Below are 13,146 nucleotides of genomic sequence, written 5' to 3' on the forward strand. Positions count from 1 at the left end.
GCGGTACAATGGCAGTATTCCGTGTAGAGAAAACAAAGGACTTTACGATAATGAGCAATCACCATCTGCGCAATACGGAGTTGTCCTTAAAGGCAAAGGGGCTTTTATCACTTATGTTGTCGCTGCCGGAAGATTGGGATTATACCACAAAGGGACTCGCCCATATCTGCAAGGATGGTGTGGATTCTATCACTACTGCCCTGAAGGAACTGGAGCGGCATGGTTATCTCACCAGACAGCGCCTCCGCTATGATAACGGGCAGTTGGGAGACATTGAATATACGATCCATGAGCAGCCTGTAAGTACCGAAAACACAGGGCTTTCACCTAAACGGGAAAATCCAAGACAGGTAAAACCAGAACAGGCAAAACCTAAACAGGCGGAACCTGAACAGGAAAATCCGGCACAATTAAATACTAATCCATTAAAAACAAAAAAATCAAAAAAAGATAAATCAATAACTTATCCATCAATCTATCCGGCAGAGCCGGAAGCGGCAAACCGCACGGATGGGATGGATCGGATAGAGCTGATAGAAGCCTATCGTGAAATCATCAAAGAAAATATTGAATATGACTTACTGGTCTTACGGTATGGCAAGGAACGTTTGGATGAAGCCCTTGAACTTATGCTTGAAGTGATTTTGTCGAAACGCCCTTACATTCGCATTGCCGGAGATGATTTTCCGAGGGAGATCGTCAAGAGCCGGTTCCTGAAGATCAATTCCGGCCACTTAGAGTATGTCTTTGACTGTATCGACAAGAACACAACGAAGGTCGGAAACATCAAAGCGTATCTGCTGGCGGCGCTGTATAATGCCCCGGCTACAATGGACAGCTATTACCGTGCCGAGGTCAATCACGACCTGTACGGCTGTTAGGCACCTTTGGGTGTCTTTTTTCATTTCATCACAGGAAGGAGGCAAAGCACAATGAAAAGAAACACTGTGCCGGTACTATGCCCGGCGTAACCAAAGAACAGATTCAGGCAGCGCGGGAAGCTGACTTGTTTACTTACCTGCAATTCCATGAACCCGGCGTGCTGAAACAGGATGGACCTAATTTTCGGCATAAGGAGCATGACAGTCTAGTATATGTGACCGGGAAAAGGTACTGGTACTGGAACAGCCGCGGACGGAGTATCAATGCGCTGGACTACCTGATCCAGATTCGGGGATATGGTCTTGTGGATGCGGTTCATGCTCTGGTAGGTGGCGAAATCCCACAGGAACCGGCTTACCGAAGTACGGCAGAAATACAGGTATCAAAAGAGCCGGAAAAGAAAACATTCGCTCTCCCCTGGGCCAGACGTTGCGCGACCGCTGCGGTCTCCTATTTGCAGAAACGGGGGATCAGCTCAGAAGTCATTCGCCAGTGTTTACAAGCCGGGATTTTTTACGAAGCCCGGTATCATGGAGAACCGGTTTGTGTGTTTGTTGGGAAAGATGATTCCGGGAAAGCGAAGTTTGCTTGTATGCGCAGTATCAGCGGCAATCTCAAAAAGGATGTCTATGGCAGCGACAAAGGATATAACTTTTGTTATCCCCCGCAAAGTCCGGGCAGCCGGCATGTGGCAGTCTTTGAAGCTCCTATTGATGCGCTTTCCCATGCGACACTTCAAGAGCTGGAGGGATGGAAATGGAATGGTTATCGCTTGTCTTTGGGCGGTACTTCCCATGTGGCGCTGACTTCTTTCCTGGAACGCCACCCGGAGATACGGCGTGTTACCCTTTATATGGACCACGACCTTGCCGGATTTGTCAATGCCCGGAAAATCAAGACCATGCTTCACGAGGATAAACGTTTCCGTCATATCCGGGTAAGTGTCAACCCTCCCCGGATGGGAAAAGATTACAATGAGAAATTGCTGCTGGTTCGGGAACAACTGCAAACCAGCCAGCACCAACGCCGCCCAAAAGAGGCGGCTGTTTCAATTTAGGGAGGATTTCAACATGAATGGATCTCAACATATCTGCTTTACAGACAGCGCCGGAAAAGCGCTGTTTTCCATTCCCGACAATGGTTTACTCTGCCTGTTCTATGGAAACGGGGACAGGCACTTTGCTGTTTGTCATCGTCTGGATGACACCCATGCAGAAATTGACGGGGTAAATTATTCGCTGCCGGATTTTGCCAAAAGGATGAAACACAACCAGATCAGCTTTGCTCCGGCATAAGGCTGGAAAACAAATAACAGGAGGATTTGAAAATGAAAAAAATTGAAAATACCGCTTTGCAGATGATTGCCGAGGCTTCCCGGTGTCCAGACTACGGCCCCGATATGGTTAAATCGCTGATGAAAAAGCTGGACATGAACGAAAAGGGCTTTGCTCTTTTGATGAATGTTGCCCCATCCACAGTGCGTCTTTGGACCAGCGGAGCTGCACAGCCCTGCGGCACAGCAAAACGCCTCATGCAGATTTATGAAACCGGTCCGGAGATTGTCGGCAAGATTGCCGGCGGGCAGCTACCGGCAGATGGGAGGGATTGATTAAATGGCGGAGACAGATAGCCAGCCGTTTGCGGAAAATGAGCAGGTCAAAGAGCTGCTTCACATGAAAGGAGGAATTTGATTGAATCAGGAACCACTACCGCAGATTCATTTGATCCGTGATACAGACTTATCCGTCTTTGCGTATGAGCTCCATATTTTTGCCGGAGATTTTCTTAGGGAATGCGAATTTAATATGCGTTCTCTGGCGACAAATACCGGGGCTGATTCCATTGCCATCATGGGAAAAAATCACATATGGCTTTCCGACGCTTTGTTTGCTTATTGTTCTACGGCGGATCTTTATCAAATGATCTCAACAACGGAGTTTATCGGAGCGAGGGCTTTCCTGTTTCATACGGATCGCAGAGAGGGCGGTCACTTGTACGGAGATGTCCTGATGATGGATTTAGACACGCTGCGGCAGGATATAAAAAGAAATATCCTCTATCCTTGCGGCGTCAATATCGAACGCAAAGATGGTTCAGCGGCTACGGTCAGCCTGAAAGAATGGACTGAAATGGAGCTTTACGAAAAAGATGCTCTGAAAAGTTGGGGGTTTTCTTATGCCCCGAATCAAGTTACGGAATGGCAGTACCACTATTCCACGATGTTCAGACAGTGGATGGATCAGGCATTTCGTTATATGCCCCAGGATTTAGAAGAACGCCTGAATATGCAATATATGGAGGCAGCCCAGAACCCGGATATGGATAAGTACCGCATACCACAGGGAACGGCAAAGCAGATGCTTCTTTATGACGAAGCCCCTGTGTATCGCCTTCTTCCATCCGGTTCGGAGAAAATTGCGCCCATCGCGGCAATCTCTACGGGCCTGTGGTATGAAAATTACCGGGAGTTTGCCATTGCACCGGAGGATTTAGGCGCTCTGGACAAACTGATCCGCAGGGAAACTGACCGGCTCACAGGAAACCTCCCACAACTTCACAAAAACGAAGAACGTCGCCCTGCCCCGGAGCGATAAGAATTTTACACTGACTGGAGGTGATGAAGATTGGCAGGAGTGCATGAAGATTTCGGCGAAAAGATCGGCGGTGCGAAAAAAGACCTGTGGAAAGACCGCGGGCTGTATGCGGATGATCTGGAAGCCATGAATGAGCGCGAAGCCGAAAAATTTGTGAAAAAGGATAATGTCTGGAAAAAGCCGGACTATGCAGCCATGCTGGAGGAAGGGATTCCTCTTGGCGTGGTCTATTTTATCAAAAAAGCAAGGGACGGCTTAAACGCCTCTCCTCAGTATTACCGCACGGATGACACCCCGGAAAAACGGACTGCGAGGCAAAAGGAGTATATAAAAACAGTCCGGGAATTGCAGACAGTGCTTTCAGATGTCCGTACTGTGGAGGATGCCATGAGAGCCTATGACCGCTTTTTCGTTGACAATGGATATTTAGAAAAGGTACAGGGCTGGGTAAGCGGAATCCATTACCGGGCAACGAAAAAGGGTCAGGACAATCCCGTGATTACAAACAAATTATCCAATACTATGCTGATCCGCTCGGCTGAATATTTTGAGCGCAACTTTACTCAGAAAGCAAAAAAGGAACAGTTTTGTGTTTCCAAAGAGCAGAAAATACCGAAAGGTTATGCGATCCACTTCAACGACGGGAAACATACCTATTCTAAAAATGAGGACTGGAAACCCGGTACCTACTATGTGACAAAAGGCTATTCGATCCTGCGGACCAATTTTGAGACCAAAGAAGCTGCCCTGAAATGGGTGCAGGAACTTGCCAAAGGCAGGAACAAAAATGGGAAGATCCGGTTTGTCCCTCCCCAGCTCGCCCATGTCAAACGTACCGGCCCGGATTATCGGAATGGCGTGGAGATCACCGGACAGCATTATCTTGATACATTTGGATTCCGCGGCGGCGAGTTTGGAAACTGGATGAACCAGAACGACCGTCAGACCTCCCTTAACATGGGATTTGAAGCACTAAAGGATCTGGCGTCAGCCCTTAAGATCAGCGATAAAGATATTGCTTATCAGGGAACGCTTGCTATCGCTTTTGGTGCAAGAGGCAGCGGCAATGCTGCGGCTCATTATGAACCTTTGCGTACAGTCATCAATCTTACGAAAATGCACGGGGCCGGTTCGCTGGCACATGAATGGTGGCATGGACTTGACGATTATCTTGGTACAAAGATGGGCGCAAAAGGGATGCTGTCAGAACAGCCCCGCCTCTATGCGCCGTTCCAAAAACTCATTGACACCATGAAGTATAAACCGGAAACACCGGAACAGGCAGCAAAGCGCACGGAAGCACAAACAGAACGCACCCGGAAAAATGCGGCAAGCTGGCTGGATTCCTCGGTTCTTGCCTCTCTGAAACGGTATGGCAATGAGGAACAGATGGAAACCTACGCAGTCTTGCGGGAAGCATTTTTGTCCGGCGAACCCGGCTCTGTGGGACAGATCAGCGCATTTAAGAAGAATGTTACCGGCCGGGTAATTCCCAAAAGTGAACGGGAACGGCTGGAAATTTTTGAGCGTATGCTTTCCAGGATGCAGGCGCAGGAAGCTCCGCAGATTGGACGGACGGAAACTGATTTTTACCGTAATTCGGTACGCATGGGAAAAGAATGTGAAAAAGACGGCGGTTATTGGGACAGCAATGTGGAAATGACAGCCAGAGCCTTTGCCTGTTATATCAAGGACAAACTGCCCTACACATCGGATTATCTGGCAGGCCATGCCGACTGTGCCCTTACCCTGGTTTCCGGTAAAGACGGAGAAATGGAGGTATTGAAAGCCTTTCCTGTGGGGGAAGAACGCCGTGCGATCAACGCTGTTTTTGACGAGATCATTCAGGATTTGAAACGGGAACAGCTATTGACCCATGCCGATGTAACGCTTCCTCTCTCTGTTTCTGAACTTCGTGAGGCAGCGGACGGTCAGCTATCCATGTTCGGCGTCGGCCGTCCTTCCGTGATGGATCAGCTTGCGGCAAACAGACCGGCAGATAAAAAATCACCGGCACAGACGATTTTCAGAAAAAACCATGAGCCGGAAATATAGCAGGAGGTGAACAGCATTTTGGAAGAAAACAGGGATTACCATGCCTACCGGTATGGCGACCACTTGACGCCGGGATCAGAGCTTAAAATTGAACACAGCGTAGTTTGTGAAAATGTGGATATTTCTACTCTGATCACAATGGGAACCGATAGCCTGGAAGCCATGCGCCAGGGAAGTATTGACGGGGAGCAGAAAGCCTATGAAATCGTGGTGGCTGCTGCAAAACAGTGGGAACAGCAGGCAGCGGCAACACAGACGATCAACCGGGCTTTGGAATATCTTCGTACACCGGAGATCGAACATACCGGCAACCAGTGGAAAGACACCGATAACTGGAGGGCGGATCAGAAAATCAGCAACCGGGTCTATCAGATGACCTGCAGTATTTGGGAAGATACGAAATATGACAGAGAAACCAAACAGAGTGTTCCGATTGCCTGGTATGTGACATGGGAAGTCCGTATTCATTCCCCGAAGCAGGGATATGGAGCAAAGATTGCCGGACAAAACCAGAAACGATATACAGATAAGAACGCAGCCATAAAATACCTGGACGGGCGAAAGAAAGCCTATTCCCATTTATTCACGGAAATTTCCCCGCCGATCCCGAAAGAATATGAGCACCATTTTATGGTTCACGGTACTCTTTTACCTGGCTATACGGTTGAAGGACTGGAACAGGCCAAAACGGAACATGCCGCCGCCGAGGTTTCGGAGGGCGGTATTTTTACACCCGAAAACCAGGAGAAGCCTTCCGTCCTGGGGAAGCTCTCTGTGGCAAAAACTCAGGAAAAAACGCCAACCACTCCCGGTACGGCAATGAAAAAGAAGGAGGATATACAGTTATGAAAGTGTTAATGGTAGAGCCGGGCAAGTCCCCTTATGCTGCGGAGATCGAAAGTGGTCTGAAATCCTTGCAGGCGGCAGTGGGCGGAGATATTCAGGCGGTCTATCCGTATGAGGACCCGGTGGCTCTGATCTGCAATGAAGAAGGCAAGCTGATGGGGCTGCCTTTGAACCGAGCTCTCTTTGACGATGACGGCCACATCTATGATATTGTGTCCGGGAATTTTCTGATCGTTGGTCTTGGCGAGGAAAATTTTACAGACCTTTCCCCGGATCTGATGGAGAAATATGGGGAGCAATTCAAGTACCCTGAAAAATTTGCAAGGCTTGCCGGCGAGATCATTGCAGTCAAGCAGCCTGCAACCAATGAGCACCGGGAAAAACCGATGATGCACCATTCCGGCCCGGATTTGTAGAAAGAAAGGAGCCAATTATGTTAATGGCAGTAAATGAACCTTATGCCCTTATGGTGCAGCCGGACGATATTCTGATCTCTCCCCGTGAGGTAGATGAACATTTTGGGACGATGGTATGCTTTCATCCCCGCTATGCGCTGGGCGACCATCACAACCATATGGACAAAGATGACTTCCTGCGGGAAATGTATTTAGATACCGTAGGACATGATGAAGCCGGCATGAAACGCTATGAACGGATGGTAAACATTGTAAGCAGCCGTTTCCGGCATGGACCAAAGACAGAGGAACGGGCGATCGATGAAGCAATGCAGAAAGTAATTTCGGAAAAGTATCTGATGCTCCCCCTCTATCTCTACGACCACTCAGGTCTTGCCATGAGTACAGAAAGTTTCTCAGGCAGGGCTCCTCATGCAGAATGGGACAGCGGACAGGTCGGCTGGATCTATGTTTCCAAAGAAGATGCCCTAAAGGAATTTGACGCTGACAAGATGACCGGCGCCATCCGGCAGAAAGCGGACGCACTGATGCGCAGCGAAGTCGCCGCTTATGATTCCTATCTGCGTGGCGAATGTTATGGGTTTGAGCTTTATAAAAACGGGGAGCTGTCGGATAGCTGCTGGGGCTTTATGGGTAACTTTTCCGATGTGTTGAAAGATATGGCGGCATACCTCCCGGATGAGTGCAAAGGGATGGTCGATCATCTGGAGGAACAGGAACGCCCGGCTACGATCATCAAGACGCTTTTGAAACATGCTAAAATTCAGGTCGATCAGGCAGCAAAAGCCTTTGAACACGCTTCCCGACAGCAGGTTCTTGGGGAAAGCCGGTAAAAAGTTATTTCCATATTATAAATACCGATTTTATCAGAAAGGAGGATGCTCTTGCAGGAAGAACTCGAACAACGAACGGTTTCTGTTTCTATACAGGCAGCAAAACTGTCAGGGCGGGTACTGCGTGCGGCTATTGCTGCGGTACTCCAAAAGATGGAACAGGAACGCACAATGCCAAAAGTCGGGCGCAACAGCATGAAGCGGCTGACTTATAAAGACCCCGGAGCCAATACCATTGAAGTTTCAGGGCGAATCCGCTCTTTTGAACGGTATGCCAGAAAACATCAGGTACGCTACCATATAGAAAAGGAACTTGGGACCGATCCCCCAAAATGGACGGTATATTTCAAGGCAAACCAGGCGGATGCACTGACGGCAGCTTTTAAGGAATATACAAAGAAAGACCTTACACGCAGCACCAGACCGTCGCTGCTTACACAGCTTCATAAGTTCAAAGAACTGGCACAGTCGCTTGGCCGTGACCGTGTAAAGAACAAAGAACACGGAGGACCGGAACGATGAAGATTGATGCAGAAACATTGAAAAAACAGGTCATTCTCCATCTGCCTTATGTTCTGTTCCTTCTGGTATTTGCCAAGCTGGGCGAAGCGGTGCGGCTGGCTCCCGGAGCAGACGCTTCCCAAAAGCTGTTAGGACTGTCCGAAGGCTTTGCCCTTGCGTTTCAGAGTATGTGGCCGGGGGCGGCAATGGACTGGCTGATCGGTTTCTGCGGTGCAGCCATTATGCGGCTGGCAGTCTATCTTAGAGGGAAAGACGCTAAGAAATACCGCAAAAATGTGGAATATGGTTCTGCAAGATGGGGAAATAAAGCCGATATTGCCCCGTTTATGGACCCAAATCCGGAAAACAATATCATTCTTACCCAAAGTGAAGGACTGATGTTAAACGGAAGGCCCAAAAATCCGGCCAATGCAAGAAATAAAAATGTACTGGTAGTCGGAGGATCAGGTTCGGGAAAAACGCGCTTTTTCATCAAGCCCAATCTGATGCAAATGCACAGTTCCTACGTCGTCACCGATCCGAAAGGTACAGTCCTTGTGGAATGCGGAAAGATGTTGCAGCGAGGCACACCAAAGCTGGACAAGGACGGAAAGCCTGTGCGTAATGAAAAAGGAAAGATCATCTATGAGTCCTATAAAATACGGGTATTCAATACGATCAATTTCCAGAAAAGTATGCACTTTAACCCGTTCGCCTACATTCATTCCGAGAAAGATATTCTGAAGATCGTCACTACCCTAATCGCCAATACCAAAGGCGAAGGAAAAGCCGGAGACGATTTCTGGGTCAAGGCAGAAACCCTGCTCTATACGGCACTGATCGGATATATCTATTATGAGGCTCCGGCAAACGAACAGAATTTTGCCACACTGGTAGAAATGCTGAACGCAATGGAAGTCCGTGAGGATGATGAGTCGTTCAAAAATGCCGTTGACCTTCTCTTTGACGCGCTGGAACAGAAAGACCCGGATCATTTTGCCCTGCGTCAATATAAGAAATATAAGCTCGCTGCCGGAAAAACAGCCAAGTCGATCCTTATTTCCTGTGCTTCCAGACTGGCTCCTTTTGACATTAAAGAAGTCAGGGAAATTACCATGTATGACGAACTGGATCTGGATATGCTGGGAGATGAACGGACTGCTCTTTTCCTTATTATGAGTGACACGGACGGGACCTTTGCATTTTTGATCAGTCTGATCTATTCCATTTTGTTTAACCGCTTGTGTGAGCGGGCGGATGATGTATATGGTGGAAGGCTTCCCATCCATGTGCGCTGCCTGATCGACGAGGCGGCAAATATCGGGCAGATCCCGAACCTGGAGCGTCTTATGGCGACCATCCGAAGCCGTGAGATCTCTGCCTGCCTGGTGCTGCAGGCGCAAAGCCAACTCAAAGCCCTGTATAAAGACAACATGGACACCATCATCGGTAACTGTGACGCCTCCCTTTTCTTAGGAGGCAAAGAAGAAACCACCTTAAAAAGCTGGAACTCCCTATTGGGGAAAGAGACCATCGACCTGTATAACACCAGTGTCACAAAGGGCAATCAGGAATCCCACGGACAAAATTTTCAAAAGCTGGGAAAGGATCTGATGTCGGTGGATGAACTGGCAGTCATGGACGGGGGTAAATGTCTGTTGCAGATCAGGGGTGTGCGGCCGTTCCTCTCCCGGAAATACGATATAACCAAACACCCAAATTACAAACTGCTTTCCGATTTTAATGAGAAGAACGCTTTTAATATCGAAAAGTTTCTTTCTACCCGGATGCCGATGCGTCCCGGTGAACGATACCGCAATTATGAAGTCACAGCCGAAGATCTGGCTTCCCAGACTTTATAAAGTTGTTCCTGCCTGTCAAAGCATGACGCCCTGGCAGGCTTTGTTTTTGTCACGATGAAAGGAGGATTTTTTGAGGATTCGTGATTCTCCCTGAAAAGTAAATAACCGCAGGATTTTTCCTGCCCCATGCCGCCGTGCTGTTTGAAACAGATTTTTTCTAAAAACAGTGCGGCGGCTTTTTTTGTTTCCGGCCTGATACGGCCATATCACAAATTAAAATTTCTGAAATTAAAGGAGGAACATTATGGCATTTTTTGCAAGCGCGATTGATACTTTGAAGATCCTTGTGATCGCCCTGGGCGCAGGTCTGGGCGCATGGGGTGTTGTAAACCTTCTCGAAGGTTACGGAAATGATAACCCAGGTGCAAAATCCCAGGGGATCAAGCAGCTTATGGCAGGCGGAGGTATCGCTCTGGTTGGTGCAACGCTGATCCCGCTGCTTTCCGGCCTGTTCGGTTAAGGGCTGACTTATGGGCAGTCTGTTTGAATGGATAACAGACTGGATTAAAGAGGGCCTGATCGATGCGATCACCGGACAGTACACCAGTATTTTCAACTCCGTCAACAACCAGGTTGCGGATGTGGCAAATCAGGTAGGACAGACCCCGCAGGGCTGGAATGGCGGCGTGTTTTCCATGATCCAGAATCTTTCGGAAACCGTCGTCATTCCCATTGCGGGCATGATCCTTACCTTTGTTCTGGTGTATGAACTGATCCAGATGATTCTCGAAAAGAACAACATGCACGAATTCGATACATTCAACATCTTCAAGTGGATTTTCAAGACTTTTGTTGCCACTTACCTGCTCACCAACTGTTTTACGATTGTGATGGCGGTCTTTGATGTGGCCCAAAATGTGGTGTCGCAAAGTGCCGGTGTCATAAACGGGAACCTGGATGTGCAGGCGGCATTGTCTGACCTGGAAACCCAGCTTGAAGCAATGGGAATGTGGGAACTGATTGGATTGTGGCTGGAAACCAACATCATCAATCTGTGTATGTGGGTACTGTCCATCGTGATCTTTGTCATTGTATATGGCCGTATGATCGAGATTTATTTAACCGTGAGCCTTGCACCGATCCCGTTTTCCACAATGGCAAACCGGGAATGGGGACAAATGGGAACCGGGTATCTGCGTTCCCTTTTTGCCCTGGGTTTTCAGGGTTTTTTGATCCTGATCTGTGTTGCCATTTATGCAGTGCTGGTCCAGTCTATCCCATCGTCCGGCGACGTGCACGGCGCGATCTGGGGAACGGCGGGTTATACGGTACTGCTGGCTTTTGCCCTGTTTAAGACAGGTTCGTTATCCAAATCCATATTTAATGCAAGATAGCATGAACAAAACCAATTCTAAAAAGGAGGATTTTATATATGAGTAAAACCAATACAGAAAAAATGGCGCCGGAAACACAGACGCCGGAAATGGCAAACGGCATGAAGCTGGATGTCCGCGTGCGTCCGATTGCTCCAATGGGAAACCTGCTGGCGTTTGCCAATGTTACGATTGGCGGATGCTTTAAGATTGACGGTTTCCGTATCTGTTCCAGTGAAAAGGGGCTGTATGTCAATATGCCCGCAACCCAGGATAAGGGCGGCAACTGGAAAGATGTCTGCTGGCCGGTTACGGCAGAGTTCCGCAAGCAGCTCAACGATGCCTTAATCGATGGGTACGGGCAGGCTATTGAAAATTTGCAGGCAACTCTTGAAGCAACAAAGGGAGCTGCGGAAAAGCCTTCCCTGACCGGTACATTGAAGGAAAATGCCGGTAAGGTCAAAGAACAGCCGACTAAACCTGCCCCATCTAAGAATGAGCAGGCTCGCTAATGCCGGAAACGAAACAGTACGGCATTATCTATGCCGATCCGCCCTGGCATTATGACAGGAAACATGGAAGCGGCGTTGCGGAAAACCATTACCCCACAATGAGCATTGAAGAAATCTGTGCCCTGCCGGTATCGGAACTTGCCGCAAAAGACAGCGCCCTCTTTCTGTGGGCGACCTTCCCACAGCTTAATGAAGCCTTCCGGGTGATCGACGCCTGGGGGTTCAAATATAAAACGCTGGCTTTTCTATGGCTCAAACAGAACCGGAAAGCGGATAGCTGGTTTTATGGCATGGGCTTTTGGACCCGCTCAAACGCGGAGGTCTGCCTGCTGGCAACCAGAGGCCGTCCGAAACGCCAGTGTGCGGGAATCCATCAGTTTGTGATCTCCCATATTGAGCAGCACAGCAAGAAACCGGACGAGGTGCGGGATAAGATCGTAAAACTCATGGGCGATCAGCCCAGAGTGGAACTGTTTGCAAGACAAAAGACTCCCGGCTGGGATGTATGGGGCAATGAAGTGAACTGTACGCTGACTATGCCGGAGCGAAAGGGGTGATTTTGATAGAACAAGATGCAAAGCGGCTGCTTATGGAACGGCTGGACGAGTGTTTGAAGGTTCATGCGGATATGCTGGATGCACAGAACATCGGCAGCATTTACGAGTTGCAGGGATTTTCGGAACTCCACTATTATCTGAAGGTTGAGCATGTATTTACTCCGGCGGAAGTAGAGGCACTTCTTTCTTTTCAGGACCCGTTGGATGTAGCCCGATGGTGCTGGGAAGAAAATAACCATGAACACAGTTTCCCGATCTGCGATCTTCTCAAAGAAATTGATGCAGAGCAAAAATTTGAACATTTCACAAGCGAGCCTTCCGCACAGGACAAATATACGCTCCTGATGAAACGACTGGGACAGAATTACTTTGCCTACCGGGAAAGCCTTATGTCAAAGGATAAGGAATCCTTAATTGAAAAAGCTGCTGAAATTACAGCCATGCAGGAGGCGTATTCCTATCTGACAACAAAGTTTGAGTTCGGGGATGAAATGCTGGATGATGTGCTGGCGCTTGAGAATCCTTTGAAATACTTTGCAGACCGTTGGCTTTTGCCAGTTTCGGATGTGTTCGACGTGGATATGGATATTCGGGAAAATATTGCCGGAATCCGAGACAGCCAGGAATACCTGTGTCAGAGAGGACCGGCTGTTTCTGTCCTGGCACGGCTGCAAAATGCGGCTCAGGAAGTGCGGGAATGTCCGGCTGCGGAGAAAGCGGTACGCGATTTTGGTGCACGCTAATGGACCGGAAACTATATTACGATGGGAGGTGT

The 13,146-nt window shown here is 48.7% G+C and carries 16 protein-coding genes; all 16 read left to right on the plus strand.

What is annotated here, in order from left to right; all coding sequences use genetic code 11:
• The first annotated feature begins 8 nt into the window (after positions 1-8).
• Positions 9-881, plus strand: coding sequence for a DUF6017 domain-containing protein (locus tag PGS25_RS07860; RefSeq protein WP_118611984.1), 873 nt, complete (start codon positions 9-11; stop codon positions 879-881).
• A gap of 77 nt (positions 882-958) precedes the next feature.
• Positions 959-1,939, plus strand: a complete 981-nt coding sequence (locus PGS25_RS07865) for a DUF3991 domain-containing protein (protein WP_055156483.1) — start codon at positions 959-961, stop codon at positions 1,937-1,939.
• Positions 1,940-1,952: 13 nt separating this feature from the next.
• Positions 1,953-2,177 carry a hypothetical protein gene (locus PGS25_RS07870; RefSeq protein WP_055156485.1) on the plus strand — a complete coding sequence of 75 codons (225 nt, stop codon included), beginning with the start codon at positions 1,953-1,955 and terminating at the stop codon, positions 2,175-2,177.
• A gap of 32 nt (positions 2,178-2,209) precedes the next feature.
• On the plus strand, positions 2,210-2,491 hold the full coding sequence (locus tag PGS25_RS07875; protein WP_005361060.1) for a helix-turn-helix domain-containing protein: 282 nt from the start codon (positions 2,210-2,212) through the stop codon (positions 2,489-2,491).
• An 82-nt stretch (positions 2,492-2,573) separates the two neighbouring features.
• Entirely contained in the window at positions 2,574-3,476 is a 903-nt protein-coding gene (locus PGS25_RS07880; RefSeq protein WP_117468897.1) for a hypothetical protein, read from the plus strand.
• Positions 3,477-3,515: 39 nt separating this feature from the next.
• On the plus strand, positions 3,516-5,531 hold the full coding sequence (locus tag PGS25_RS07885; RefSeq protein ID WP_330410226.1) for an LPD1 domain-containing protein: 2,016 nt from the start codon (positions 3,516-3,518) through the stop codon (positions 5,529-5,531).
• Between the two features lie 18 nt (positions 5,532-5,549).
• Positions 5,550-6,380 (plus strand): hypothetical protein, encoded by an 831-nt coding sequence (locus tag PGS25_RS07890; RefSeq protein WP_025580367.1) that lies wholly within the window; start codon positions 5,550-5,552, stop codon positions 6,378-6,380.
• On the plus strand, positions 6,377-6,793 hold the full coding sequence (locus PGS25_RS07895; RefSeq protein ID WP_005361068.1) for a DUF3846 domain-containing protein: 417 nt from the start codon (positions 6,377-6,379) through the stop codon (positions 6,791-6,793). The genes PGS25_RS07890 and PGS25_RS07895 overlap by 4 nt, the downstream gene beginning before the upstream one ends.
• Positions 6,794-6,816: 23 nt before the next feature.
• Entirely contained in the window at positions 6,817-7,626 is an 810-nt protein-coding gene (locus PGS25_RS07900) for a hypothetical protein (RefSeq protein ID WP_227135380.1), read from the plus strand.
• A gap of 45 nt (positions 7,627-7,671) precedes the next feature.
• The gene (locus PGS25_RS07905) at positions 7,672-8,148 is read left to right on the plus strand and encodes a PcfB family protein (RefSeq protein ID WP_227199219.1); all 477 of its coding nucleotides are present in this window, start codon (positions 7,672-7,674) and stop codon (positions 8,146-8,148) included.
• Positions 8,145-9,989, plus strand: a complete 1,845-nt coding sequence (locus tag PGS25_RS07910) for a VirD4-like conjugal transfer protein, CD1115 family (protein WP_005361076.1) — start codon at positions 8,145-8,147, stop codon at positions 9,987-9,989. The genes PGS25_RS07905 and PGS25_RS07910 overlap by 4 nt, the downstream gene beginning before the upstream one ends.
• Positions 9,990-10,233: 244 nt before the next feature.
• Positions 10,234-10,449 (plus strand): Maff2 family mobile element protein, encoded by a 216-nt coding sequence (locus tag PGS25_RS07915; protein ID WP_005361081.1) that lies wholly within the window; start codon positions 10,234-10,236, stop codon positions 10,447-10,449.
• 10 nt (positions 10,450-10,459) lie between these two features.
• Entirely contained in the window at positions 10,460-11,323 is an 864-nt protein-coding gene (locus PGS25_RS07920) for a VirB6/TrbL-like conjugal transfer protein, CD1112 family (RefSeq protein WP_005361084.1), read from the plus strand.
• A 38-nt stretch (positions 11,324-11,361) separates the two neighbouring features.
• Positions 11,362-11,814 carry a SpoVG family protein gene (locus tag PGS25_RS07925; protein ID WP_005361086.1) on the plus strand — a complete coding sequence of 151 codons (453 nt, stop codon included), beginning with the start codon at positions 11,362-11,364 and terminating at the stop codon, positions 11,812-11,814.
• Positions 11,814-12,371, plus strand: a complete 558-nt coding sequence (locus PGS25_RS07930) for an MT-A70 family methyltransferase (RefSeq protein WP_005361089.1) — start codon at positions 11,814-11,816, stop codon at positions 12,369-12,371. The genes PGS25_RS07925 and PGS25_RS07930 overlap by 1 nt, the downstream gene beginning before the upstream one ends.
• Positions 12,368-13,114 carry a hypothetical protein gene (locus PGS25_RS07935; RefSeq protein WP_242994204.1) on the plus strand — a complete coding sequence of 249 codons (747 nt, stop codon included), beginning with the start codon at positions 12,368-12,370 and terminating at the stop codon, positions 13,112-13,114. The genes PGS25_RS07930 and PGS25_RS07935 overlap by 4 nt, the downstream gene beginning before the upstream one ends.
• Positions 13,115-13,146 lie beyond the last annotated feature (32 nt).

Source organism: Butyricicoccus sp. AM78-15b2TA (genome assembly GCF_027665985.1).
GTDB lineage: Bacteria > Bacillota > Clostridia > Oscillospirales > Butyricicoccaceae > Agathobaculum > Agathobaculum butyriciproducens.

What these genes read in the sequence shown, in the direction of transcription:
- PGS25_RS07870 (WP_055156485.1), top strand. Translation starts at nt 1,953, where the DNA reads ATGAATGGATCTCAACATATCTGCTTTACAGACAGCGCCGGAAAAGCG.
- PGS25_RS07865 (WP_055156483.1), top strand. Translation starts at nt 959, where the DNA reads ATGCCCGGCGTAACCAAAGAACAGATTCAGGCAGCGCGGGAAGCTGAC.
- PGS25_RS07915 (WP_005361081.1), top strand. Translation starts at nt 10,234, where the DNA reads ATGGCATTTTTTGCAAGCGCGATTGATACTTTGAAGATCCTTGTGATC.
- PGS25_RS07930 (WP_005361089.1), top strand. Translation starts at nt 11,814, where the DNA reads ATGCCGGAAACGAAACAGTACGGCATTATCTATGCCGATCCGCCCTGG.
- PGS25_RS07925 (WP_005361086.1), top strand. Translation starts at nt 11,362, where the DNA reads ATGAGTAAAACCAATACAGAAAAAATGGCGCCGGAAACACAGACGCCG.
- PGS25_RS07875 (WP_005361060.1), top strand. Translation starts at nt 2,210, where the DNA reads ATGAAAAAAATTGAAAATACCGCTTTGCAGATGATTGCCGAGGCTTCC.
- PGS25_RS07900 (WP_227135380.1), top strand. Translation starts at nt 6,817, where the DNA reads ATGGCAGTAAATGAACCTTATGCCCTTATGGTGCAGCCGGACGATATT.
- PGS25_RS07895 (WP_005361068.1), top strand. Translation starts at nt 6,377, where the DNA reads ATGAAAGTGTTAATGGTAGAGCCGGGCAAGTCCCCTTATGCTGCGGAG.
- PGS25_RS07920 (WP_005361084.1), top strand. Translation starts at nt 10,460, where the DNA reads ATGGGCAGTCTGTTTGAATGGATAACAGACTGGATTAAAGAGGGCCTG.
- PGS25_RS07860 (WP_118611984.1), top strand. Translation starts at nt 9, where the DNA reads ATGGCAGTATTCCGTGTAGAGAAAACAAAGGACTTTACGATAATGAGC.
- PGS25_RS07905 (WP_227199219.1), top strand. Translation starts at nt 7,672, where the DNA reads ATGCTCTTGCAGGAAGAACTCGAACAACGAACGGTTTCTGTTTCTATA.
- PGS25_RS07910 (WP_005361076.1), top strand. Translation starts at nt 8,145, where the DNA reads ATGAAGATTGATGCAGAAACATTGAAAAAACAGGTCATTCTCCATCTG.